This window comes from Exiguobacterium sp. s43 (genome assembly GCF_018617255.1).
Classification (GTDB): Bacteria; Bacillota; Bacilli; order Exiguobacteriales; family Exiguobacteriaceae; genus Exiguobacterium; species Exiguobacterium profundum.
Window position 1 is genome coordinate 1,106,529 of sequence record NZ_JACSJT010000001.1, and the last position, 24,448, is coordinate 1,130,976.

26 protein-coding genes are annotated in these 24,448 nt (G+C 47.4%); 20 read left to right on the top strand and 6 right to left on the bottom strand.

The features are described from left to right. Positions 1–33: 33 nt before the first annotated feature. The 6 genes from recA (at position 34) to KNO79_RS05730 (ending at position 6,402) form a co-directional block, all read left to right on the top strand. Positions 34–1,083 (top strand): recombinase RecA, encoded by a 1,050-nt coding sequence (gene recA, locus KNO79_RS05705; RefSeq protein ID WP_012726480.1) that lies wholly within the window; start codon positions 34–36, stop codon positions 1,081–1,083. 188 nt (positions 1,084–1,271) lie between these two features. Next, positions 1,272–2,834 (top strand): ribonuclease Y, encoded by a 1,563-nt coding sequence (rny, locus tag KNO79_RS05710; protein ID WP_035387855.1) that lies wholly within the window; start codon positions 1,272–1,274, stop codon positions 2,832–2,834. Between the two features lie 48 nt (positions 2,835–2,882). Beyond that, positions 2,883–3,677, top strand: coding sequence for a TIGR00282 family metallophosphoesterase (locus KNO79_RS05715; protein WP_074036837.1), 795 nt, complete (start codon positions 2,883–2,885; stop codon positions 3,675–3,677). 26 nt (positions 3,678–3,703) lie between these two features. Next, a complete protein-coding gene (locus KNO79_RS05720; RefSeq protein ID WP_012726477.1) occupies positions 3,704–3,964 on the top strand; it encodes a stage V sporulation protein S in 261 nt (86 codons plus the stop codon). A 166-nt stretch (positions 3,965–4,130) separates the two neighbouring features. Next, positions 4,131–5,207 carry an L-threonine 3-dehydrogenase gene (gene tdh / locus KNO79_RS05725; protein ID WP_214690807.1) on the top strand — a complete coding sequence of 359 codons (1,077 nt, stop codon included), beginning with the start codon at positions 4,131–4,133 and terminating at the stop codon, positions 5,205–5,207. 13 nt (positions 5,208–5,220) lie between these two features. Then, a complete protein-coding gene (locus KNO79_RS05730) occupies positions 5,221–6,402 on the top strand; it encodes a glycine C-acetyltransferase (RefSeq protein WP_012726475.1) in 1,182 nt (393 codons plus the stop codon). A gap of 686 nt (positions 6,403–7,088) precedes the next feature. Here the strand turns inward: KNO79_RS05730 and KNO79_RS05735 are convergent. Continuing rightward, positions 7,089–7,637 carry a DUF4256 domain-containing protein gene (locus tag KNO79_RS05735; protein WP_214690808.1) on the bottom strand — a complete coding sequence of 183 codons (549 nt, stop codon included), beginning with the start codon at positions 7,635–7,637 and terminating at the stop codon, positions 7,089–7,091. Between the two features lie 88 nt (positions 7,638–7,725). Here KNO79_RS05735 and KNO79_RS05740 point away from each other — a divergent pair, with 88 nt between their 5' ends. Continuing rightward, positions 7,726–8,514, top strand: a complete 789-nt coding sequence (locus KNO79_RS05740; protein ID WP_214690809.1) for a hypothetical protein — start codon at positions 7,726–7,728, stop codon at positions 8,512–8,514. Positions 8,515–8,528: 14 nt separating this feature from the next. Next, a complete protein-coding gene (locus tag KNO79_RS05745) occupies positions 8,529–9,047 on the top strand; it encodes a hypothetical protein (protein WP_214690810.1) in 519 nt (172 codons plus the stop codon). Positions 9,048–9,078: 31 nt separating this feature from the next. On the opposite strand, the gene KNO79_RS05750 is transcribed toward KNO79_RS05745, so the two are convergent. Further along, the gene (locus KNO79_RS05750) at positions 9,079–10,236 is read right to left on the bottom strand and encodes an MFS transporter (protein ID WP_214690811.1); all 1,158 of its coding nucleotides are present in this window, start codon (positions 10,234–10,236) and stop codon (positions 9,079–9,081) included. A 157-nt stretch (positions 10,237–10,393) separates the two neighbouring features. Here KNO79_RS05750 and KNO79_RS05755 point away from each other — a divergent pair, with 157 nt between their 5' ends. From KNO79_RS05755 to KNO79_RS05765, 3 genes are read left to right on the top strand one after another with little or no spacing between them, the layout of a single operon-like run. Then, positions 10,394–11,326, top strand: coding sequence for an alcohol dehydrogenase catalytic domain-containing protein (locus tag KNO79_RS05755; RefSeq protein WP_214690812.1), 933 nt, complete (start codon positions 10,394–10,396; stop codon positions 11,324–11,326). Positions 11,327–11,349: 23 nt separating this feature from the next. Then, entirely contained in the window at positions 11,350–11,943 is a 594-nt protein-coding gene (locus tag KNO79_RS05760) for a GNAT family N-acetyltransferase (RefSeq protein ID WP_214690813.1), read from the top strand. Between the two features lie 34 nt (positions 11,944–11,977). Next, entirely contained in the window at positions 11,978–12,538 is a 561-nt protein-coding gene (locus KNO79_RS05765; RefSeq protein ID WP_214690814.1) for a histidine phosphatase family protein, read from the top strand. Between the two features lie 84 nt (positions 12,539–12,622). Here KNO79_RS05765 and KNO79_RS05770 read toward each other — a convergent pair whose 3' ends face one another. Continuing rightward, on the bottom strand, positions 12,623–13,627 hold the full coding sequence (locus tag KNO79_RS05770) for a tyrosine-type recombinase/integrase (RefSeq protein WP_214690815.1): 1,005 nt from the start codon (positions 13,625–13,627) through the stop codon (positions 12,623–12,625). A 101-nt stretch (positions 13,628–13,728) separates the two neighbouring features. On the opposite strand from KNO79_RS05770, the gene hflX reads away from it, so the two are divergent. The 4 genes from hflX to glnA all read left to right on the top strand — a co-directional run bounded on the left by hflX (position 13,729) and on the right by glnA (position 18,162). Continuing rightward, positions 13,729–14,976, top strand: coding sequence for a GTPase HflX (gene hflX, locus KNO79_RS05775; RefSeq protein WP_078147034.1), 1,248 nt, complete (start codon positions 13,729–13,731; stop codon positions 14,974–14,976). Positions 14,977–14,978: 2 nt separating this feature from the next. Continuing rightward, positions 14,979–16,277 carry a methionine gamma-lyase family protein gene (locus KNO79_RS05780; protein ID WP_214690816.1) on the top strand — a complete coding sequence of 433 codons (1,299 nt, stop codon included), beginning with the start codon at positions 14,979–14,981 and terminating at the stop codon, positions 16,275–16,277. A gap of 92 nt (positions 16,278–16,369) precedes the next feature. Beyond that, positions 16,370–16,774: a MerR family transcriptional regulator gene (locus tag KNO79_RS05785; RefSeq protein ID WP_031423479.1), complete on the top strand. Its 405-nt coding sequence runs from the start codon at positions 16,370–16,372 to the stop codon at positions 16,772–16,774. A gap of 47 nt (positions 16,775–16,821) precedes the next feature. Further along, positions 16,822–18,162, top strand: coding sequence for a type I glutamate--ammonia ligase (gene glnA / locus KNO79_RS05790; protein WP_214690817.1), 1,341 nt, complete (start codon positions 16,822–16,824; stop codon positions 18,160–18,162). 89 nt (positions 18,163–18,251) lie between these two features. Here glnA and KNO79_RS05795 read toward each other — a convergent pair whose 3' ends face one another. From KNO79_RS05795 to lexA, 3 genes are all read right to left on the bottom strand, one after another. After that, entirely contained in the window at positions 18,252–19,127 is an 876-nt protein-coding gene (locus KNO79_RS05795; RefSeq protein WP_159562400.1) for an AraC family transcriptional regulator, read from the bottom strand. A gap of 191 nt (positions 19,128–19,318) precedes the next feature. After that, complete coding sequence (locus KNO79_RS05800) at positions 19,319–19,759, bottom strand: metal-binding protein (RefSeq protein WP_214690818.1); 441 nt, start codon at positions 19,757–19,759, stop codon at positions 19,319–19,321. Continuing rightward, positions 19,759–20,379 (bottom strand): transcriptional repressor LexA, encoded by a 621-nt coding sequence (lexA, locus tag KNO79_RS05805; RefSeq protein WP_031423487.1) that lies wholly within the window; start codon positions 20,377–20,379, stop codon positions 19,759–19,761. Before lexA ends, KNO79_RS05800 begins: the two co-directional genes overlap by 1 nt. Positions 20,380–20,582: 203 nt before the next feature. On the opposite strand from lexA, the gene KNO79_RS05810 reads away from it, so the two are divergent. From KNO79_RS05810 to KNO79_RS05830, 5 genes are all read left to right on the top strand, one after another. Beyond that, positions 20,583–20,819, top strand: coding sequence for a hypothetical protein (locus tag KNO79_RS05810; RefSeq protein ID WP_074036863.1), 237 nt, complete (start codon positions 20,583–20,585; stop codon positions 20,817–20,819). A gap of 71 nt (positions 20,820–20,890) precedes the next feature. Next, a complete protein-coding gene (locus KNO79_RS05815) occupies positions 20,891–21,535 on the top strand; it encodes a YneB family resolvase-like protein (RefSeq protein WP_031423490.1) in 645 nt (214 codons plus the stop codon). 60 nt (positions 21,536–21,595) lie between these two features. Further along, on the top strand, positions 21,596–21,829 hold the full coding sequence (locus KNO79_RS05820) for a DUF896 domain-containing protein (RefSeq protein WP_196430815.1): 234 nt from the start codon (positions 21,596–21,598) through the stop codon (positions 21,827–21,829). Between the two features lie 199 nt (positions 21,830–22,028). Further along, the gene (gene tkt, locus KNO79_RS05825; RefSeq protein WP_074036867.1) at positions 22,029–24,020 is read left to right on the top strand and encodes a transketolase; all 1,992 of its coding nucleotides are present in this window, start codon (positions 22,029–22,031) and stop codon (positions 24,018–24,020) included. A gap of 125 nt (positions 24,021–24,145) precedes the next feature. Beyond that, positions 24,146–24,379 (top strand): YneF family protein, encoded by a 234-nt coding sequence (locus KNO79_RS05830; RefSeq protein ID WP_012726454.1) that lies wholly within the window; start codon positions 24,146–24,148, stop codon positions 24,377–24,379. Positions 24,380–24,448: the final 69 nt, after the last annotated feature.

Below are 24,448 nucleotides of genomic sequence, written 5' to 3' on the forward strand. Positions count from 1 at the left end.
TAAGAGTATCAATTAAAGGAGGCTCATTTATCTATGAGTGATCGTAAACAAGCGTTAGAAATGGCATTACGCCAGATTGAAAAACAATTCGGTAAAGGCTCAATCATGCGCCTTGGTGAAAATACAGACCAACAAGTATCGGTCATCCCTTCAGGGTCAATCGCCCTCGACGTCGCGCTCGGTGCGGGTGGATATCCACGCGGTCGTGTCATCGAAGTATACGGACCAGAATCTTCAGGTAAGACGACGGTTGCCCTTCATGCGATTGCAGAAGTCCAAAAGCGTGGCGGTCAAGCAGCATTCGTTGATGCCGAGCACGCACTCGATCCGAAGTATGCTAAAAATCTTGGGGTCAACATCGATGAGTTGCTCCTTTCACAGCCGGATACTGGGGAGCAAGCGCTCGAAATCGCTGAAGCGCTCGTTCGCTCGGGAGCAGTTGATATCCTCGTCGTCGACTCGGTTGCGGCACTCGTACCGAAAGCCGAAATCGAAGGGGAAATGGGAGACTCGCACGTCGGTCTTCAAGCTCGTTTGATGTCTCAAGCACTTCGTAAGTTGTCTGGTGCGACGAACAAGTCGAAAACGATTGTCATCTTCATCAACCAAATCCGTGAGAAGATCGGGATCATGTTCGGTAACCCGGAAACGACTCCAGGGGGCCGTGCCTTGAAATTCTACTCTTCTGTACGTCTTGAAGTTCGTCGTGCGGAGACGCTCAAACAAGGTCAAGATATGGTCGGGAACCGTACGAAGATCAAGATTGTAAAAAACAAGATTGCACCTCCGTTCAAAACAGCGGAAGTTGATATTATGTATGGTGAGGGGATCTCGCGTGAAGGGGAACTCATCGATATCGGTGCAGACCTCGACATCGTTCAAAAGAGCGGAGCTTGGTACTCGTTCAATGAAGAACGTCTTGGTCAAGGCCGTGAAAACGCCAAGCAATACATGAAAGAAAATCCAGCAATCGCAGCTGAGGTCGAACAACAGATTCGAGATCACTACGGATTGAATGGAGAAAAAACGGTCACGGTCGAAGGCGAAGACGACGAAGTCCTCTCACTTCTCGATGACGAATAAGCACATCGTCTCACTCGAATTCTTTCGAGTGAGATTTTTTTAGTATAATTTTTTAGGCAATTGGTAGTTCTATCCTGTCCGTGCATTGCATTCTCCCTATTAAATAAGTACAATAAAGTTATGCGTGGGCTTGCCCGTGTATCTCACTTATTAAAAAAATAAAATAACCTTGCGAAAGGGAGGTGAACATGATGGAATGGCTATACTGGCTTATTCTGATCCTCCTTTTGCCGATAGCTTTTGTTGCAGGTTTTTTTGTGCGTAAATCGATCGCCGAAGCGAAGATTCAAGGTGCCGAGACGGAAGCGACTAAGATTGTAGAGCAAGCAAAACAACAATCGGAAGCGATGCAAAAAGAAGCACGGCTTGAAGTAAAAGAAGAGATGATTCAACTTCGTAATGAGACGGAACAAGAATTGCGTGAACGTCGCGAAGAACAGAAAGTGAAAGAGAATCGCCTCGTTCAAAAGGAAGAGCTTCTTGACCGCAAAGCAGACATGCTCGAGCGGAAAGAAGACTCGCTAGATGAACAGGAACGAGGACTCGAAAAACGCAAGCGTGAAGCAGAAATGCTCGAAAGCAAAGTGGAGGAGTTATACGAAGAGGCACGCCGAGAACTTGTACGCGTGGCATCCCTCTCGAAAGATGAAGCACGTACCATCATCATGGACGAAGCGAAGCAGGAAGCGCTTCACGATGCTGCTCTCCTTCAAAAAGAAATCGAGCAAAAAGCAAAACAAGAAGCGGATAAAAAAGCGAAACACCTCTTATCTCTCACGATGCAACGATATGCAGCTGAACATGTCGCCGAGACGACGGTATCCGTTGTCAACTTACCGAGTGATGAGATGAAGGGTCGTATCATCGGGCGCGAAGGACGTAACATCCGGACGCTCGAAACGTTGACTGGGATTGACCTCATCATCGATGACACACCAGAAGCCGTCATCTTGTCAGGGTTCGACCCGGTTCGTCGTGAAATCGCGAAGATGACGCTTGAAAAACTCGTTCAAGACGGTCGGATTCACCCCGCTCGAATTGAAGAAATGGTAGAGAAGTCTCGCCGTGAAGTGGATGAACGCATTCGTGAATACGGGGAGGAAGCTACGTTTGAAGCCGGAATTCACGGACTCCATCCAGACCTTGTCAAGACGCTCGGTCGCATGCGTTATCGTACGAGTTATGGTCAGAACGTCTTGTCTCACTCGGTTGAGGTGGCACATCTTGCCGGGATGATGGCAGCCGAACTTGGTGAAGATGTCACGCTCGCGAAACGGGCAGGACTCTTACACGATATCGGGAAAGCAATCGACCACGAAGTCGAAGGTAGTCACGTTGAAATCGGTGTAGAACTCGCGACGAAATACAAAGAACATCCGGTCGTCATCAATTCGATCGCTTCCCACCACGGGGACGTCGAGGCGACATCGACGATTGCTGTACTTGTGGCAGCGGCTGATGCCTTGTCAGCAGCGCGTCCTGGAGCTCGCCAAGAGACACTTGAAAGCTACATCCGTCGTCTTGAACGACTCGAATCAATCTGTGAGTCGTTCGAAGGTGTCGAGAAATCGTATGCGATTCAAGCAGGACGTGAAGTTCGGATTATCGTTCGCCCTGATGTCGTTGACGATGTCGTCGCCGGTAAGATGGCACGTGATATTTGTAAGCGAATCGAGGACGAACTCGATTATCCTGGACAAATCAAAGTGACGGTCATTCGTGAAACACGTTCCGTCGATTATGCGAAGTAAACGAAGCGGAGAATTTCTCCGCTTTTTCTGTTTGAGGGAGGACTTTATATGAAAATTTTATTTATCGGTGATGTGGTCGGGAAACCAGGTCGTGATATATTGACGAAACAAATCGGACGCTTGAAAGACAAATACAACCCGACGTTCATGCTCGTCAACGGTGAGAATGCAGCAAATGGACGTGGTCTTACGAAAAAGATTTACCAACAGTTTTTGGAGCTCGGCTTTCATGGGGTAACGATGGGAAACCACACGTGGGACAACCGTGACATCTTTGATTGGATCGACGACGCCGATCGGATCGTCCGTCCGGCCAACTATCCGGACGGGACACCTGGGGTTGGCATGATGAAGTTGAAACAAAATGGGAAGAAATTGGCCGTGATCAATGTCATGGGAAATGTCTTCTTGCCGTCTCTTGACTGTCCGTTCCGTACCGTCGACCGTCTCGTCGAAGAAGTGCGCGATGAGGTCGATGCGATTTTTGTAGATGTCCATGCTGAGGCGACAAGCGAGAAAATCGCTATGGGCTATCATCTCGACGGTCGCGCTCAAGCCGTTGTCGGGACACATACACACGTGCAGACAGCGGACGAGCGTGTCCTATCGAACGGCACGGCCTACATTACCGACGTCGGCATGACCGGTCCACTAGACGGGGTACTCGGAATGGATGCGTCGACTGTTTTAAAAAAATTTATGACACAACTCCCAGTTCGGTTTGAAGTTGCCGAGGGACGGGAACAACTTAATGGAGTTTTCATTACAATCGATGATCAGACGAAACGAGCGACAAAAATCGAACGAATACACCTAGATGATCAGACCGTCTGGTTTGATTGAACAACCTACCCGAGGGGGAAACAAGAATGGACGTACTCAAAGTTTCGGCAAAATCGAACCCTAACTCCGTTGCGGGTGCTTTAGCGGGTGTGCTACGTGAAAAAGGAACGTGTGAGATACAGGCGATCGGGGCAGGGGCACTGAATCAGTCCATCAAAGCCGTCGCGATTGCCCGAGGCTTCGTCGCGCCAAGCGGTCTCGATTTGATTTGCATTCCGGCCTTTACTGATATTATGATTGACGGAGAGGAACGTACTGCCATCAAGCTCATCATTGAGCCGCGATGAGCGGTCGGGACATAGGTCCTATTCTTGTGAAGAGGAGCCATCGGCGCGGATGGCTCCTCTTTTTTTGTGTAAATCGGACGTTCTATCTTCTCAGTTTCGTCATTTTATGACAAGATGATAAAGAACGTATCGTTCGATCATTAGAGACAAGAGGGGGACGTTTTCAATGGAACAACTTGTGTCAACCAAAGAGACGGAATCAACGACACCAGTAATGAAAGCGATTCAAAAACACACGGCCGGGTTTGGGGCAAAACTGGTCGACGTACCAGTTCCGACACCAGGACCTGGAGAAGTGCTCATTCAAGTCAAAGCGACATCGATTTGCGGGACCGATGTCCACATCTATGAGTGGGATGAATGGTCACAGAGCCGCGTCAAACCACCATACGTATTTGGTCATGAATTTTCGGGGGAAGTCGTGGCGCTCGGAGAAGGGACGAAGCGGATCAAAGTCGGACAGACGGTGTCTGCTGAAACGCATATCGTCTGTCATCAGTGTAAACAATGTTTGCGCGGGCAGTACCACATCTGTAAGAACACAAAAATCATCGGTGTGGACACACAAGGCTGCTTCGCAGAATATGTCGTCATGCCTGAAGAAAATCTATGGGTGAACCCGGAGTCGATGCCAGCGAAACTCGCCTCGATTCAAGAACCACTCGGGAATGCGGTGCACACGGTGTTGGCGAGTGACGTGTCAGCCAAATCGGTCGCCATCGTCGGTTGTGGCCCAATCGGACTCATGGCGGTCGGCGTCGCCAAAGCAGCAGGGGCGAGTCGTGTCTATGCGATTGACGTCAATCCATATCGTTTAAAACTCGCCGAAGCGATGGGGGCAGATGTCGTCATCAACAGTTTAGAAGAGAATCCGCTCGAGTTGATCGAGCGTGAGACCGACGGAGACGGAATCGATGTCGTCTGTGAGATGAGTGGACACCCGATTGCGATCGATCAGGCGTTCAAGATGGTCACGGCAGGTGGGGACGTCAACGTCTTGTCACTTCCGGCTCGTCCGGTCGCCATCGACCTCACACGGGACGTCGTCTTTAAAGGGGTCCGCGTCCAAGGGATCACAGGACGTAAGATGTATGAAACGTGGAGTCAAGTATCGACGATGCTTGCGACGGGTCAGTTGAACGTCGAACCGATCATCACGCACGTCTTCAAGCTCGAAGAGTTCGAAAAAGGGTTCGAACTCATGCGGGCAGGGAAATGTGGAAAGGTCGTCTTAATACCTTAAAGGGGGAAACAACATGGCATTTGAACATATTACAGAAGCAATCAATGAGATGAAAGAACAGGGGACGTTCCGTAAGCTCGTCCCGCTCGAATCGGCACAAGGGAATGAAGTGACAATCGATGGGAAGTCACTCGTCCAGCTGTCATCAAACAACTATCTCGGACTCGCGAATCACCCGCGTCTGAAGCAGGCGGCGATTGAAGCGGTCGAACAGTACGGTGCAGGAACAGGATCGGTCCGTACGATTGCCGGGACGTTCGAGATGCACGAAGCGTTCGAGCGTGAACTCGCGGAGTTCAAACATACGGAGGCCTCACTCGTCTTCCAATCAGGATTCGCGACGAACCTCGGGGTCTTGTCTGCACTTCTCGGGCCGGAAGATGTCGTCATCAGTGATGCCCTCAACCATGCATCAATCATCGATGGGATTCGTCTCACGAAAGCGGCACGTCGCATCTATAAACACGTCGACCTTGAAGATTTGGAGAAAGCGTTGAAAGAGACGCAGGACTATCGCACACGTCTCGTCGTGACGGACGGCGTCTTCTCGATGGATGGGAACATCGCACCGCTGCCTGCCATCGTCGAACTCGCAGAGAAGTATGACGCTGCGGTCATGGTCGATGATGCGCATGCATCCGGCGTCCTCGGGAAGAACGGACGGGGAACGGTCAACCACTTCGGATTAGACGGTCGCGTCGCGTTACAGGTCGGGACGCTCTCAAAAGCAATCGGTGTCTTAGGTGGCTATGTCGCCTGTTCACAAGACGTTCGTGATTACTTGATTCACAAAGGTCGTCCGTTCCTCTTCTCGACATCACATCCACCGGCAGTCGTAGCGGCGAACCGTGAAGCGATCCGTGTCATGAAAGAGGAAGAAGAGTTGTTCGACAAGCTATGGGCGAACACGGAGTTCTTCAAAAACGGTCTACGTGACCTCGGTTTCGATATCGGACATGCGACGACACCGATCACACCGGTCATGCTCGGCGAAGAGACGCTTGCGCATACATTCTCAGACAAGTTGAAGGACCATGGCGTATTCGCACAGAGTATCGCTTTCCCGACGGTCGAGCGTGGGAAAGCACGCATCCGGACCATCGTCACAGCGGAGCATACACGAGACGACCTCGAACGGGCACTCGAAGCGTTCAAGACGGTCGCGGAAGAGTTGAATGTGACATTACACGCATAAACGAGGACTGCAGACAATCTGTCTGCAGTTTTTTAGTGGATTGGTCTATGAAATCGAGTATATTCAAATAGAGCACAGATGGGGTAAAGCGAAATATAGCGCATTTCTTAATATTTCAATTACCGTATTTTGATTGAATCAGTACATATCAGAAATGAGGAAAGGCTATGTTTCAGCAAGGGATATTTCAAGTGGGGATAGTGTTAGATCGAGAGACGTTTTCGATCCTGACGATTTCACCACTATTCGTCATAAATGTGATCTTTAGTGTCTTGATTGTGATGTATGTCTTGTACTTTCGGAGTGAGGGTTGGAAAGAAAAATTGTGGAACGTTGCACTGATGTGCTACGCGCTCTTATTCATCTCTGTCTATATAGGAGCCTGGTTTGTGAGGCTGAAATACAACCTTACCCCAAGTTTCAGTGAGTCGTTCGCCCTCGAATCCTTTCCTGGATGGAAGGTTTTTTTCATGCAATGGATGGAGAACAAGATAGAAGAACCGAATTTGACAGCGAATGCGATTACGTTTGGTGCGTTGTTGTTCTACTTTAGGAAGTTCAAGGGTAAATATACGTGGATATTAAGGCTTTTCGCATTGATTCCTGTCGGTTTATTTTTCATCATCTACATTCCAAAAGTTTTGAGTTGGTTTTTGTAATAAAAAAAGCAAAGCGCAATGCCTTGCTTAAATCGTGATCATTCCTCTAAATCCTCGAGCGGCATAATAAGAATCTGCACCGTTATGGTAGACGAAGATGTGATCATAACGACGGTCGCAAAAAAGGGCGCCACCTTTTTGACGTATCACATCCGGTGTCTGAATCCAACTCGACGTTTTCAAGTCGAATGCCCCGAGCGTTTGTAAGTGTCGGTATGTTTCTTCATCGAGAAGGCTGATTCCCATCTGTTCAGATAAGGCGACCGCGCTTCCGGCAGGCTTATTCTTTTTACGTGCCTCAAGAGCTGGTTCGTCATAGCAGAGACTTCGTCGACCGCTCGGACTCTCGGCCGAACAGTCGCAAAAAGCGAGGTCTCCGTTAGGGAGACGAATCACGTCTGGTTCTCCGCCGGTCTCTTCCATCAAGGCGAGTGAGGTCAACTTATCCTGATCAATTTGAATACGCTCCAATATGTCTGACCAGACGACGTCAGAATGACGTTCAACGTTTTCAGTGAAACGAGACTCGAGGGTATTAAGTAATTTGAGGGTTTCTTCGTGTGAAAGCTTCGACATGAGAATCACTCCGATCATGTATTTCTTTCAGTATACGACATTATTTAGTTCAATTTACTTCATTCGTTACAAGAAAGGAGAATCTAGTTTGAACTTTGATGAAACAAACGTCGAACATTTACATGTTCAGTCATTTCAGACGATGGATTTGTTCACATTGAAACATGGCTATTTAAGTCGATTGCCAGTCGGTTCATATCGAGTCACAGATTATTGTGAACTTGACGTGATGGTCACGAGTTCACAATTAGGACGACTTCGGTACATTGATTTGACCTTGCCGTTAGGCGTTTACACAGAGGAACAACTTTTCTTGTTGTATGATCCGTATCGTCGTGAAATCTATTCAACTCAGACACGGATCGATCTCGATGAACGACGCATCTCGACAGTTGATTTTCTAAGTGCTTACAGTCGCGAGTTTCATGACCCTGATTCGTTTTCTCTAAAGAAAGAAAATCTATTTAACCTACCGTCGGATAGTAACTGGAGGGAATTTGGGTTACCAAAAGTGAAGTCGGCAGCGGCGTTCATATCTCAACTATTACATATATTAGATGTCACTTCGTTTCAGACAATTTTGAAGTATAATCGATTTTTATCTGATTTCAAGAGATGGGCAGATCAGACAAAGTGTGAGTACAGTATCGAACATCATGGGAGAAAGATATGGTCGAATGACTATATGGTGACATGCAATCTTTCAAATGTATCTGAAAGTGATCTCCTGCAATTGGTTACAATGATTGAGACAAGAGAAGAATTAGAAGAATTTCGATTTTTGATTGAGGCTGAAGCGTGTATACTTTCACTTTTCATTTTAGGAGATGTTAGGCGAGGCTATGGCGTCGGAGTATTTCAATACGAAAGTGACTAAAAGGAGGAGCGACAATGGAGTTTGAGGATCTATTCTTCTATCATGGGATGATTCATGTGTTTGATTTTCAGCATGATTTAGAATCGAGTTGCCTCACCTTTCAAGTGAAATTACTCGATCACCAGAGAAAGCGAAACACGACATTCCGTGAACGAGTCGAAGCGGGAGGCGTTCATTGCCAGAGAGAAGTGATCAATGTAAAACTATGTTTTGAAGACGTCATCTATATGGAGGTCATTCAAGAGTCATTTGCGGATGGAATCATGGATGAACCGTCAGATGAGTTCGAGGGTTCGCAAATCAAACGATTCGAGCAATCCGGATATTTGGATTTCTTGACACGAACGCGTTTCTCGTTTTGGGAAGTGATACATGACGATTCAACAATCTTCACGCACTATCGTATTTGCGGTCTGAACTCAGTTTTAGAAATCGTCACGCTTTCGGAACCGACCGTTGCATCTGTGATTTCACTCGATTGTAATCGAAAAGGAAGTCCAACCATATACTTCGGTGGAAAGTTCTATACATAAGGCGCCCTCTCTTAGAGAAGGCGCCTCTTGTTTATACAGATGATACGGTCAACATAGACTGTTCAGTCAATCGTCCGATCCAAATCAACGGAAGGGTCAAAAGTGTTCCGAGAAGGTAAACCGAATCGATCGGTAGTCCATCCGCAAGAAGACCGAAAAGCAAACTCCCCACACTGAATGCGAGGGCGTATCCCGTTTGTTGCACACTATATACATAGGGAAGTCGCGCAGTCGGGATCTGTTCTTGAATGACGGTATTCGCCTGGATGATCCGCATTTGTGTGGCTGCCCCTTGAATCACTAACGCCAAAATCGCAAACGCGAGATGCTCGGTCACGCCGAACAACATGGCGGCAACAATGGATAAGACGGCAGTCGAAGGTAGCGAGGGTGCTCGACGAGACCGATAAAGATAGGCACTCGCCGCAATCATACTAATCAAAAATGATGCGTTAAGAGTTCCCCACCAGCCTGTATCGACTTGCAGATGTCGCTCGAGATAGACGAGGAGCAACGCTGAAATCCAAAGCGTGCTGACAAATGATTCATACGTCACAAACCAAGTCACACGACGAGCGAATGGTGACGTTCTTACATAAGTAAGACTATCGCGTAAGGTAATCGATTCCTCCGTTCCATCATCGACGATGTCTTCCGTAAGCGATTGACAGAAGTAAATCGTCACAACCGTTGAAAGGCTGAAGAGAACGAGTGAAACGATTAATGCAAAGGCGCTAGACGAGAGAGAGACGAGCATCGTCCCGAGCGGCCACATCGCGAGTTGGATGAACTGATTGGAACCTTGAACTAGGCTGTTCGCTTGTTGACGATTCGTCGCCAAACTTGGGATGAACGAGGCTTGAATCGGACGTGCGAATCCATCGAGAAATGCAATCCACATGACGAGTCCGAGAATAAGAATCGAATCCGTGAAGAGAACGAGCACAAGGGTGATCGTCTTCATCAGTTGTGACAGGACGAGCGTTTTCCCGAGAGAGTAGCGACTGAGGATGCGGGCGAAAAAGAGTCCGCTGAGCGTCATACCGGCAGTCACGGCAATCGGGAAGCTGGCCGCCATGAGAGCGGATCCAGTTTGTTGATACAGCAAGGCAATGAGCGCGACGATGTACAGGACATCGCCAATGTTTGCGAGCCATTGGCTAACGAGCAGTGTGTAAAAGGATTTCATCACAAATCTCCTCCGAATCTATTCAATTTGGTGGGTTGGACGAATCGTTTTTACACATTTTCACCTCTTCATAAAATGATATAAAAATAATTATACAAAATTTGATTAATTCTGTAAACTTGTCATATGGGTGAAATTGTCATAGTAGGAGGATGGAATGATTCAACAAGCTTTGAAACTCGTAGGTAAAAAGAAGTTGGAGTGGGTTACAACACGAATACCTGCTCTTGAGGCTGATCAGGTTTTGATTAAAACCATTGCCACCGCCATTAGTGTTGGGGCAGAGCTTCCTCAATATGACGAAACGGATTTGACTGACTCGAGTCCGGTTTATCCCCGAAAAGTGGGATATGAGAGTTATGGGATCATTGTGGATAGAGGAGAAAGTGTGACTTCGCTCAATATCGGAGATCGGGTGCTCGCCTTCTATGGACAACAAACATATGGGATTGTCTCTGAACAAAAAGCGTTTTACGTTCCGCCGGAAGTGGATTATAAAACAGCGTTGTTAGCGATTTTGTCTTGCGATGCAGCAAAAGGGGTTAGAAAGTTAGCACCATCCTCTACCGATTCGGTCATTGTTTCCGGTCTAGGAACGATGGGGTTACTCGCAATCTATTATCTACGAACCTATTATGGTGTGACGATGATTGATGCGATCGATCCGGATTCGAATCGGAAAGAACTGGCTCATACGTTTGGAGTTGGCCGTGTATATACCCCGAATGAAGTGAAGGAGAGCTTCTATGATTACGGCATTGAATGTTCGGCTCGTAATGATGGTTTCATGAACCTTCAACAAGCTGTTAAGCCGAATAAATCTATCTGTATTTTGTCAGATGGCAATCGAGAAGGGTTGATGTTGCAACCGCATTTTTTTGAAAAAGAGTTACATATCGTCGGATCGAGTGATGGATGGGATTATAAAGAACATTTCAGGTGGTATTTTGAAGTGAGCCGACATACACCATACGTAAGAAAGATTTTTGAATTGGACATTGACCAATATAGATTGATTGATACGTTTGAAAAACTAAATAAACGCGTCATAAATCCAATTAAGGTTGCAGTGACATATGAGGACAAATGAATAAATAATGAGGATGGGACTATATGCTTGAATATAAACTAAATGACGATGTCACACTGAGAATGTTCAATACAGACGATGCGGACGAGTTATTTAAGCTGACGATTGCATCGAAGCCTTATTTGCGAGAGTGGCTTGGCTGGCTCGACTATATTGAGACGGTGGAAGACTCGAAGCAGAACATAGAGGGACGAATCAAAGGGTTGATTGAAACGGGCGGGCGCCCAAAATCGTTCGCTTTGATGTATAAAGGAGCACTGGCCGGAACAATTGGATTTAACGAAATCGATCGTGGTATTCAATGTGGCACAATCGGATACTGGCTCGGACAAGAGTTTCAAGGGAAAGGCATCATGAGTCAAGCGCTCGAGACCATCATCGAGTATGGGTTTCAAGATTTGAAACTAAATAAAATTGAGATCCGAGTCGCGACAGAGAATGTGAAGAGTCGGGCACTTCCGGAACGATTCGGCTTTAAGGAAGAAGGGGTCATTCGAGATGCGGAGTGGCTGTATGACCGTTACGTCGATCATGTCGTCTACGGGTTGTTGCGACATGAATTTTTGCAGCTAAACCATCATTCTAAAGCTTATGATGAGGCTGGACATCGTATGTAAACAACGACGAGACATTATAAAAGGGGACTACTGAATGACAACTATATATTTTGTCAGACATGCACATTCTACCTATACACCAGACGAATTCGCCAGACCGTTATCTGAGAAAGGAATGCATGATGTTGCTGAAATTACAAACCTTCTAATCGATGAGGGGATCGATATCGTGACTTCGAGTCCATATAAACGAGCCGTTCAAACCGTAAAAGGCATCGCGGATTATCTTGGACAGGACGTTGTAGTGTCGGATGATTTGAGAGAGCGAACCTTGACTTCAGAACCGGCTAAAGACTTTACAAGCGCGATGGAGACCGTTTGGAAAAATCCTGCGTTCGCATGGGAAGGGGGAGAGTCGAACGATCAGGCTCAATCTAGAGGGGTAGAGGCTCTCATATCACTGCTCCGTACGTACGAAGGGAAAAAAGTGGTGCTCGGCACACATGGAAATATTATGGTTCTCATGCTGAATTATTTTGATGCGCGATATGGATATGAATTTTGGAAAGAACTCGACATGCCGGATATCTATAAGGCGACTTTTGAGAACAACACATTGATGAGTGTCGAGAAGTTATATAAACCTCAAGGTTAGAAATCGATTGACTATAGATGGTAAGGATCAAGTTGTCTTCGCACCATTGGATAACCTGAAATCGTACAGACCAAGACCCGCCCTTCACGAGAGGGCGGGTCTTTCGTCTGACTCAAATAACTCAGTTCCGAACTCTTCATACGCCTGTTCATACCGGCGGAGGGAAGATTCCTTATGCATACAGGTGATATTCATCCGCTCGGATGGTGTCAGATCGACCGCATATGTCTTCAACACATGGGCGTTTCGAAGCATCGATGGCGTGACGGAGCGCGCGAGTCCACTTCGTTCGTTCAACTGCCGCATCATTTTCGTAATCATGACGATCGTCAATTGCTTCGGTTGATTCTTCGCATACACCCAGCGGAACGTCATCCGGGCAAAATCGAATGAGACGAAGACCGGGTCTTCTGAATACCAACGTGGTCGTACCGGGGTCGGGATATCAGCCAGGTAATTCATGAGCAACGATTGATCTTCTTGTGACAGCTTCAACGTGAAACGGTTTCCGAGACGATCATACACGTCGAAGGTGTGATCGGCCAGATGCAAGTCGCTCATTCGCAAACGGATGATGTGATGGACACGCAATCCATATTTATAGAAAAGCGTCACAATCAGTTCGTTCCGATTGACGAGATAAGGATGAGCTTGGAGCTGATTCTCACTCAGTCCTCTTGTCGAACGAATCGTTTGAACGAGTCGGTCGAATTCAGATTCGAGTGCGACTTGGTCGACTGTCAACGTATGTGCCGGTTGGGAATAGGCAAGCATCTTTTTACGAAGCGGATTTAAAAATTGGGTCAGGCTATTGATGACCGTGACGATTCTTGCGACGGTCGCCTGTTGATAGTGCTTCTCTTCGATTAAGAAGTCATTCACGAATGTCTTCCACGATTCGAGCGGAACGTCTAACCAGTCCGTCGGTTCGTTCAGTTCGACATTGTGGTCGTGAAAGTATTTATGCACGTCAATCAAGTCGTAGCGATATCGCTTAAGCGTCGAGGGTTGACGACCGCTGGCGCCGAGATGATAGAGGTACGTTTCAATAAATTCCGGGAGCGGGTAGTCTTTTCTTCGTTTCGTCATGGTCGAGCCTCCTTCTTCCTTTATCCTACCACAAACGGACGTTCTCTATACGCTGATTCGTGGTAAGATGGAAGGTGAGACTTTATGGAATGAGGGATTACATGATTGAACGTGAAAAAGTTGTCATCGTCGGTTGTCAGTTGCCTAGTACCGATGATTGGACATATGAACAGTCGATGGGCGAGCTCGTCGAACTCGTGGACACGGCGCAAGGCGAAGTCGTTGCCAGACTCGACCAAAAGCGTCAACAAATCGACCGTCGTACCTTTATCGGGAAAGGGAAAATCGAGGAACTCGCGATGCTCGTCGAACAGTTCGAGCCGGACTTATTGATTTTCAACGCCGAATTGACACCGGCACAGTCGAAAAACATTCGCATCGCCTTGAACGACCCAGATGAGATGAAGTTGATTGACCGCACACAGCTCATCTTGGACATCTTTGCGAGCCGTGCGCAATCGCGCGAAGGGAAATTGCAGGTCGAACTCGCGCAGATGAACTATTTGCTGCCGCGTCTCATCGGTCAAGGCACACAGCTTTCGCGACTCGGTGGTGGAATCGGGACGCGTGGTCCTGGTGAGACGAAACTTGAATCGGATCGTCGTCACATCAAGCGCCGCATCGATGAAATCACGAAACAGCTCGAGGGAACAGTCGCACACCGTGGACGTTACCGAGAACGCCGAAAAGAAAACAGGGTATTCCAAGTCGCGCTCGTCGGGTATACGAATGCTGGGAAGTCGACAATCTTTAACCGATTGACCGATGCCGACACGTACGAGCAGGATGAATTGTTTGCGACGCTCGACCCGTTGACGCGCGAGCTCGAACTTCCGCGAGGTGGGAAAGTACTGATCACAGATACGGTCGGATTCATCCGTGATTTGCCGACGAAACTCGTTGCCGCGTTTCGTTCGACATTAGAAGAAGTTGTCGGTGCCGACTTGATCCTTCATGTCATCGATGCATCGAACCCACATTATCTGAATCAAATCGATACGACGAATGCGGTATTAGAGGAACTCGGTGCGAGTGAGGTGCCTCAGCTCGAGGTATATAATAAGAAAGACCGTCTCACGGAAGACTTCGTCGGCGGACCGTTATTGATCTCGGCAATCGCCTCGGAAGATATCGTGACGTTGACAGGTGCTCTCGAGGATAAGATTGCGGACATTTTGACAAAAGTCCATGTCATTCTCCCGGTGACGGCGTTTGAACACTACCACCCGGCCAAAGAGGCGATGTATCGTCTCGAAGAGAGCTTTTTAGATGACGGTTCTGTCGAATTAGTAGGTTATATGAGAGAAGACACGCGTCTATATGCGACGCTAAAACAATTTGAGGTGTAAGTATGTGGCAAGAAAAGATTGAACATTATGATGCGCTCGCGCCGTTCGTAAAAAAAGCGGAGGCACGGGTCAAACCGTTTTTCGAAAGGATTGACGAGACGGCCGAATTCAACCAGTATCGCGTCCTAGAATCGTTTAAAAAGCATAAAGTGTCGGATTTTCATTTTAATCCGACGACGGGATATGGATATGACGATATCGGTCGAGACACCCTCGAGTCGATTTATGCGGATGTTTTTGGAGCCGAGCTCGCGCTATGCCGACCACAAATCATCTCCGGTACCCATGCAATCGGGATTGCCTTGTTTGGTGTCCTTCTACCAGGTGATGAGCTACTCTATATCACTGGGAAGCCTTATGACACGCTTGAGGAGATTGTCGGCATCCGTGGCGATGGTCGCGGTTCGTTAAAAGAACTCGGTGTCCATTACGATACTGTCGAATTAAAAGAGGAACGTGAAATCGACATCGACCGCGTCCTCGAACGGATTCGTCCTGAGACGAAGCTCGTTGGGATTCAGCGATCGAAAGGGTATGCGAACCGTCGCAGTATTCCAGTCGATGAAATCAAAGTGGCCATCGAACGGATTAAAGCGGAACATCCGCATGTGTATGTGTTCGTGGACAATTGTTACGGTGAGTTTGTCGAGACGATCGAACCGACGCACGTCGGGGCTGACTTGATGGCTGGTTCTCTCATCAAAAACCCAGGCGGTGGATTGGCGAAGACGGGCGGTTATATCGCTGGTACGAAAGAGTTAATTGAACGGTGTTCGTTCCGTATGACGACCCCAGGTATCGGAAGTGAAGCCGGACCATCACTCTACTCGCTTCAAGAGATGTATCAAGGCTTCTATATGGCACCTCATACAGTCGCACAGGCATTAAAAGGGGCCCATTTGACGGCAAGTCTATTGTCTTTGATCGGATTCGAGACAGATCCCCACTATACGACTCCACGAACGGACTTGATTCAGTCGGTGACGTTCCGTGACCGCGACAAGATGATTGCGTTTTGTCAGAGCATCCAAATGGCATCGCCGGTCAATGCCCATGCGTTACCGGTGCCGGCCTATATGCCGGGTTATGAAGATGACGTCATCATGGCAGCTGGGACGTTCATTCAGGGTTCTTCCATCGAGCTGTCTGCCGATGGTCCGCTTCGGGCACCGTACACGGCGTACGTTCAAGGTGGTCTGACGTATGCTCACGTAAAAGTCGCGCTCATGTTGGCGTTGAGCCAATTACACGGTAAAGAATTGGTCGAATTCAATGACCAAAATCAGCCGACACATTTGTAACTAATCTGTCATGTTAACTTTCTTAACATCTATTGACAGGATTGTTGTCATATATTATTCTCACATTGTGAGACAGAAAAGGAGGGGTAAGGATGGCCGATCAATTTCGTCGCTCCAACCCGTTGTTTCCGATTGGAATCGTCCAAGATTTGACGCAACTGACAGGTAGACAGATTCGGTATTACGAAGAACAGGGTCTGATTTCGCCTAGTCGGACGGAATCGAAACGACGACTTTATTCCTTTAATGATGTCGAACGTCTACTCGCAATCAAGGATTACATTGATCAAGGCTTTAACTTGGCGGCGATTCGCCACATGTTAGAGCAAGAAGGTGAAAAAGAAGCGGAAGCATCTGCTCCGGCCGCACCGGTCAGTGAAGCACCGAAGGTTTCGGAAAAAGAGTTACATCATTTGTTGAAAACACAGCTTCAAGAAGCCGGTCGTTTCAATAAGACGTCGCTCATTCAAGGTGAGCTTTCACGTTTCTATCGATAACGCCGCACACATCAACCATTACGCAATGTGAGAGGGGACATTTTACCATGGCCAGAAAAACGTTCACAAAAGAAGACATTAAACGCATCGCACAAGAGGAAGACGTACGCTTTATTCGTCTTCAATTCACGGACATCCTCGGAACAATCAAAAACGTCGAGGTGCCGATCAGCCAATTGGACAAAGCACTTGATAACAAGATGATGTTTGACGGATCGTCAATCGAAGGATTCGTCCGCATCGAGGAATCAGACATGTACTTGTATCCAGACCTCAACACGTGGGTTGTCTTCCCGTGGACAGATGGCAGCGGAAAAGTTGCTCGCTTAATTTGCGATATTTATAACCCAGACGGTACACCATTCAGCGGTGACCCGCGCGGTACACTCAAGCGTAACCTTGAGAAGATGCAAAAACTTGGTTTCACAGCGTTCAACGTTGGACCAGAGCCAGAGTTCTTCTTGTTCAAAAAAGACGCATCAGGTCGTCCGACTCTTGAACTCAACGACCAAGGTGGATACTTCGACTTGGCACCAGTTGACCTCGGTGAGAACTGTCGTAAAGAGATCGTCATCGAACTTGAAAACATGGGCTTTGAAATCGAAGCATCACACCACGAAGTAGCACCAGGACAACACGAAATCGATTTCAAATACGCAGATGCTGTCACGACGGCAGATAACATCCAAACGTTCAAACTCGTCGTTAAGACGATCGCAGCGAAGTATGGTCTTCACGCGACTTTCATGCCGAAGCCGCTCTTCGGGGTAAACGGTTCAGGGATGCATGCGAACATGTCACTCTTCAAAGGCGACACAAACGTCTTCTACGATCCAAACGGCGACATGGAACTTTCAGACACAGCTCGCGCGTTCACAGCCGGTATCTTGGAGCACGCTCGTGCCTTCACGGCAGTATGTAACTCGACTGTCAACTCATACAAGCGTCTCGTACCAGGCTACGAAGCACCTTGCTATGTTGCATGGAGCGCACGTAACCGTTCGCCACTCGTACGTGTACCAGCGGCACGTGGTCTCTCGACTCGTATCGAAGTACGTTCGGTTGACCCAGCGGCGAACCCGTACCTTGCACTTGCTGCCCTCTTGGCTTCGGGTCTTGACGGGGTCGAAAAAGATTTGAATGCACCTAAACCAATCGATAGCAACATCTACGTGATGGACAAGCCAGAGCGTGTAGCGAACGGAATCGACGATCTCCCGGCGACACTCTTCGACGCACTCGAAGTCCTTCGTGCGGACAAAGTCGTGATGGACTCACTTGGTGAGCATATCGGTGAACACTTCCTCGAGTTGAAAGAAATCGAGTGGGATATGTTCCGTATGCAAGTAACAGAGTGGGAACGCGATCAGTACATGACGCTCTACTAAATAGAAGAGATACATTAAAGAGTATGGAGCATCCCTCAATTTGGGTTGCTCCATACTCTTTTTGATAAATCATAATTGCGGAGATATCTTTATGATTCCGGCTCTTCTCTAACCTTCACAGGGACCCAAACCTCGCTATATACGTTGTCATATCCTGTTTCTATTTTGCTAAATGAAATGCTTGGCAAGTCTTGAAGTGCGTATCCCGAAGAAGGTAACCATTCTGCATAGGTTCTTGCCATCGTCTCTTGTAGAGTGCTTGGGAATGGTCCAGTGTTCGGGAAGATTGCCCATAAACTTTTTGGGATTGAGATCACTTCGAGATCGTCATACTTAATTTCTCTTGTCGTGGCGAAACCGATCATATGTGTCAAATAACCTTCTTCTTCTAAGTGACCGTCATCAAAATTGAACGATGCGTTCAAGGCACGATGCGGATATAAATTGCCCAATTCATGCATGTGAGCCCGTTGCTCTTCCGTAATCGACTTCGCTAGTTCCATGATTTCTTCGTTGACTCCCTCGAATTGAATAGGGACACGCTTTGAAACTCCAACGATTTGAAAAGCTTCTTTCTCTTCTAACTTGAACTCCATTGATGTTCCTCCTTTTATATCGATATAAAACGTGAAGCGAGGGAACGACTTTTGAATGTGATTCTTCATGACTTCAGAAGGCAAATGACCAGACCAATCTCGAAACGCTCTGGAAAACCCTTCGACCGATTGATATCCATAGAGATATGCGATTTCTGTTACGCTTGAACCATGAACCAATTTTTCATTTGCGATAGAAAACCGTCGATTTCGTATATAAGTGTGAAGTGTCATTCCTGACATATACGAAAACATCCTCTTAAAATGGTGAGCAGATAGTCCGGTGATTTTTGTGATCTCTGAATCTAAAAGTTCTTCCGTTAAGTGCTGTTCGATAAAGTCCATCAGCTCATTTAATGCTTTTACCATCAAGTTCTCCTCCTTCATAGTTTGACCATATCGGATTTCTTCCAACTCATCTCGATAATTTGCGTGCGGGAAAGATCGGGTCGTATTAGTTTAAGCATTTCATTCATAAAATGGATACCCTATAACACGTTATCATTCCAATTAAAACAAAGGACCACCTTCTGTACTTCACGAAGGTGGTCCTTTGTTGGTTAAAACGCTTTTTTGAAAAACGTTGAAGTATAGTCGAGCGTCGTATGCAGTGTCGTCGCAAACACGAGCCCTAAAAAGAAGGACATGCCATGAATGTCGACCCATGAGCGGATTTCCTCTTCGTAAGCCGTGAAGGGCAGAAGCAGCACGAGCGGGAACCCGATATATGCAATCCGAATCATATCACTCAAAGCAGGTAAGTGCGAGAAGAGCGAACGGTGCGGCATGAGCTTTACGTAAGGGAGCCAAATCAGTTTGAGAGGTCCCCATCGATAATAGGCGTCTGATTTCAAATCGAGGTCCGGGGAGAGCCAGAGTGTACCGATGATGGCACCGATGATCAATGAGAACGGAACATCGATTTCAAGAAAAGGCGTGGCAACCGCGAGTGCTCCGGTTGCCACGAGATTCGTACGGGTATGGGTCTTGCCACTAGCCATTAATGAATCGTCCGGTATACACCGATAACCTTCCCTAAAATCGAGACGTTGTCAAAATACATCGCTTCTAACTCGTCGTTCTCCGGTTGAAGGCGGACCTTCGAAGCTTCTTTGTAAATTCGCTTCACGGTCGCTTCGCCTTCTTCCGTCATGGCGACGACAATCTCTCCATTGTCGGCCGTGCTCTGCTGGCGGACGAGCACCCGGTCTCCGTCTAAAATTCCTGCATTGATCATCGAATCCCCAGAGACAGACAACATATATACATTATCTGACCCGACGATATGTGCTGGAAGAGGGAAGTGCTCTTCCACGTTCTCGATGGCGGTGATCGGTGTCCCGGCAGTGACCTTCCCGATGACCGGTACGTACATGACGGACTCTTGCTCTTCCATTGTCGGCATATCTTCAGTCAAAATTTCAATTGCGCGAGGCTTCGTCTTATCTCGACGAATCAATCCACGCTTCTCTAAACGATCTAGATGACCGTGTACGGTCGAACTAGATGCAAGACCGACGGCTTCTCCAATTTCACGAACAGAAGGCGGATAACCTTTTGCCCGTACTTCGTCTTTGATGAAATCAAGAATCTGCTGTTGTCGCGCTGACATTTTTTTCATTATGTTCACCTCGATATAATCGAATAACCTGCAATCGCATCCTATTCTTTATGTGTCTAGTGTAACACAAGAACACATGAGCGTACAAACATTCGTTCGTTTTTTTGTATTGACCGAACACGGGTTCTTGTTTTATGATGAGAACAGATAAACGAACAAACGTTCTAACGAACATATATTCTTATACAGGAGGCAATGTAATCATGAAAGATACACTCAACGGAATCATTTTAGTCGGGATGCTCTTAGTCGGGATGTTCGCTTTTTATTTGGCTGGTGAAATGCGAGGGGAACCAAAAGTTGTCGATCCGGTCGTCACGTCAGAGCGGACAATCGAAGAAGAGGTTGCGTACGTCGAAGCAGAATCACTCGAAGCACAGATCATGGCAGAGCGTGAAGAGCATAACGAACGAAAAATGAAATGGTATGCCGCTGAGTGATCTTTCTTCATTGCGAACCAATCTTAAACTGTGTATCGTAACAAATGAATGCAATGAAAGGGAGTGGTGCGATGCGGGTCGTCATCTATTGCCGGGTATCGACGAACAAGTCTACCCAAGAGACATCACTCAGTCGGCAAGTCGAAGAATTACAGCAGCTGGCTTCGGGATTAGGGGCCGACGTCATAGATGTCATCACAGAGCAAGAGAGCGGTTATGAAGTCAATCGACAAGGGCTACTTGATTTACTGGACCATGTATCCACTTCTCAGCTCGATGCCGTGCTCGTCACGGACGACAGTCGCTTAGGACGAGGGAATGCTAAGATTGCGATCTTGCATACTTTAATGAAGCATGACGTGCGATTGCTGACGATGCAGTCTACGTCGGACTATGTCGTTTCCGATGCAGAGAAGATGGTATTGGAGATTGTCAGTGTTGTCGAAGAATATCAACGAAAAATTCACAATGCGAAAATCTCGCGTGGGATGCGTCGTGCGGTCGCTAACGGATTTAACCCACAGCGCAACATTCAAAATCATGATCAAGGTGGGCGACATCGAATTGAAGTGCCAATCGAAGAGATTATCCAATTGCGTGAACGTGGCTTGACGTTCGCTGAGATTGCGGCGACGCTACGTGGATTTGGCTATGAGGTCTCGAAGGCAACGGTCAATCGACGATATCTTGAGCACCAGTCGGTTGCTGAAACTTGATTCTTCCTCTCTGATTTTGTAAAGTATAAGAACAAATTCACTAGAGAGGGGGCGAGTCATATGTTAGCACCAGGACAATTGGAGCGAATCAACTTCCTCGCCAACAAAGCGAAGACAGAAGGACTGTCTGAAGAAGAAATGAACGAGCAACAAGACTTGCGTCAAGAATATTTGAAGGCGTTTCGTCAATCGTTCAAATCACAAATGATGGGTATGAAAGTCGTCGATCCAGATGGAAATGACGTTACACCAGAGAAGTTGAAAGAAGATCAAAAACGCTATCGCGGTGAGTGATACCGAATGCACATCCTATTTCGCATAGGATGTGCATTTTTGTTATACACGAACACGCATCAGACGAACGGATTACATGCTATTTCATGCAATAGAAGGAAACGATTTCATCAAATGTGTTATACTAATTAATTAGTTGTGACACACGATTGAGTATGATAAAATATGACGGGTAGAAAACCTTCTTAACACAGAGAGGATGAAATTAGTGGAAACAACTACTAAAGAATTATTAGCGATTAACTCGATTCGGACGCTCTCAATTGATGCAGTCCAAAAAGCGAACTCTGGTCACCCAGGGATGCCAATGGGCGCTGCCCCGATGGCGTTTACACTTTGGACAGATAAAATGCGTCACAACCCGAAAAACCCGAACTGGTTCAACCGTGACCGTTTCGTGCTCTCAGCGGGTCATGGATCGATGCTCTTGTATTCGCTCCTTCACTTGTCTGGCTATGATTTGTCGATGGACGATTTGAAATCATTCCGTCAAATGGACTCGAAGACACCTGGTCACCCTGAGTACCGCCACACGGCTGGGGTAGATGCGACAACGGGCCCACTTGGACAAGGGATTGCGATGGCTGTCGGGATGGCCATGGCAGAGAAACACTTAGAAGCGACTTACAACCGCGACGAGTTCAACGTCGTTGACCACTACACGTTCGGCATTTGCGGTGACGGAGACTTGATGGAAGGTGTATCTGCGGAGGCGGCTTCCCTCGCAGGTCACTTGAAGCTCGGTAAACTCGTCGTTCTTTACGATTCAAACGATATCTCTCTCGATGGCGACCTTCATAAGTCGTTCTCTGAAAGCGTAGAAGACCGTTTCAACGCTTACGGATGGCAAGTCATTCGTGTCGAAGACGGAACGGACATCGATTCAATTGCAAAAGCGATCGATGCTGCGAAAGCAGAGACGTCGAAGCCGACATTGATCGAAGTCAAGACGGTCATCGGATTCGGTTCACCGAACAAGTCGGGTAAATCGGCATCACACGGTGCGCCACTTGGAGACGCTGAAATCGAATTGACGAAACAGTTCTACAAATGGGAAGGCGAGTCATTCTACGTTCCAAACGAAGTATATGACTTATTCAACGAGAAAGTTGTCGAGCCTGGCGCGAAATATGAGTCAGACTGGAACGAACTCGTTGAAGCGTATAAAGCGGCACACCCTGAGCTCGGAGCACAGTTCGAGCGCGCGATGAACAATGACCTTCCTGAAGGTTGGGATAGCGAGTTGCCGACTTTCGAAATCGGTTCGAAAAAAGCAACACGTCAAACGAGCGGTGAAGTGTTGAACGCAATCGCAAAAGCAGTACCGACACTCTTTGGTGGTTCGGCTGACCTTGCTGGATCGAACAACTCGATGATCAAAGGTGCGGTAGACTTCGATGAAGACCCAGCTGGTCGTAACATCTGGTTCGGTGTTCGTGAGTTCGCGATGGCGGCAGCTGTGAACGGTATGGCCCTTCACGGTGGTGTTCTTCCTTACGGTGCGACGTTCTTCGTCTTCTCGGATTACCTCCGTCCTGCAGTCCGTCTCGCAGCACTTATGGGACTTCCATCGACGTTCATCTTGACGCACGACTCAATCGCAGTCGGTGAAGATGGTCCAACGCACGAGCCGGTCGAACATTTGATGAGCTTCCGCGCGATGCCGAACCTCTCTGTTCTTCGTCCTGCTGACGGCAAAGAAACGATTGCAGCTTGGAAACAAGCGGTGACATCGAAAACGACTCCTTCACTTCTCGTCTTGACTCGTCAAGCGTTACCAGAACTCGAAGGTACATCTATTGAAACGGCAGCAAAAGGAGCTTACGTCGTTGCAGGTGAATCGAAAGATGCAGACGTTCTCTTGCTCGGTACAGGTTCTGAAGTACACGTTCTCGTTGAAGCGCGTGAACAGCTCGCGTCAGAAGGCGTGAAAGCGGCAGTCGTCTCGATGCCATCATGGGAACTCTTCGAAGCGCAATCTGCAGAGTACAAAGAATCTGTCCTTCCATCTTCAGTCACGAAACGTGTATCACTTGAAGCGGGTGCGACACTTGGATGGTACAAATATGTAGGATTCGGTGGTAAGGTACTCGGAATCGACAAGTTCGGAGCATCTGCACCTGGTGACCTCCTCATGAAAGAATACGGCATGTCAGTCGACAACGTCGTCAATGCAGTAAAATCACTTTAATCTCTAGTTAGATTGTTGTGACGGCCAATCGTTTGGCCGTCACTTTTTTTCTGGACGACTAGCGAAGTTGTTCAATTTAGTGTATAGTAAAAAACGATGTTTCATATGGTAGAGGAGGTAAAGCCTTGAGTACATTATTCTGGATTCTTCTTGTCGTGGCAGCACTCATCGGGGGTATCGCGATTGGATTCTTTATCGCGCGTAAATACATGATGAACTACCTTGAACAGAACCCGCCAATCAATGAAGATATGATTCGTACGTTGATGATGCAGATGGGTCAAAAGCCATCACAGAAGAAAGTCAACCAAGTGATGCGCGCCATGAACGTGCAGATGAAAAACGAAAAGAAATCATAATCAATCACGAAAGCACTTCGGTTCCCGAAGTGCTTTTTTGTTTCCTCTTTTTGTTAGACAATCGAACAA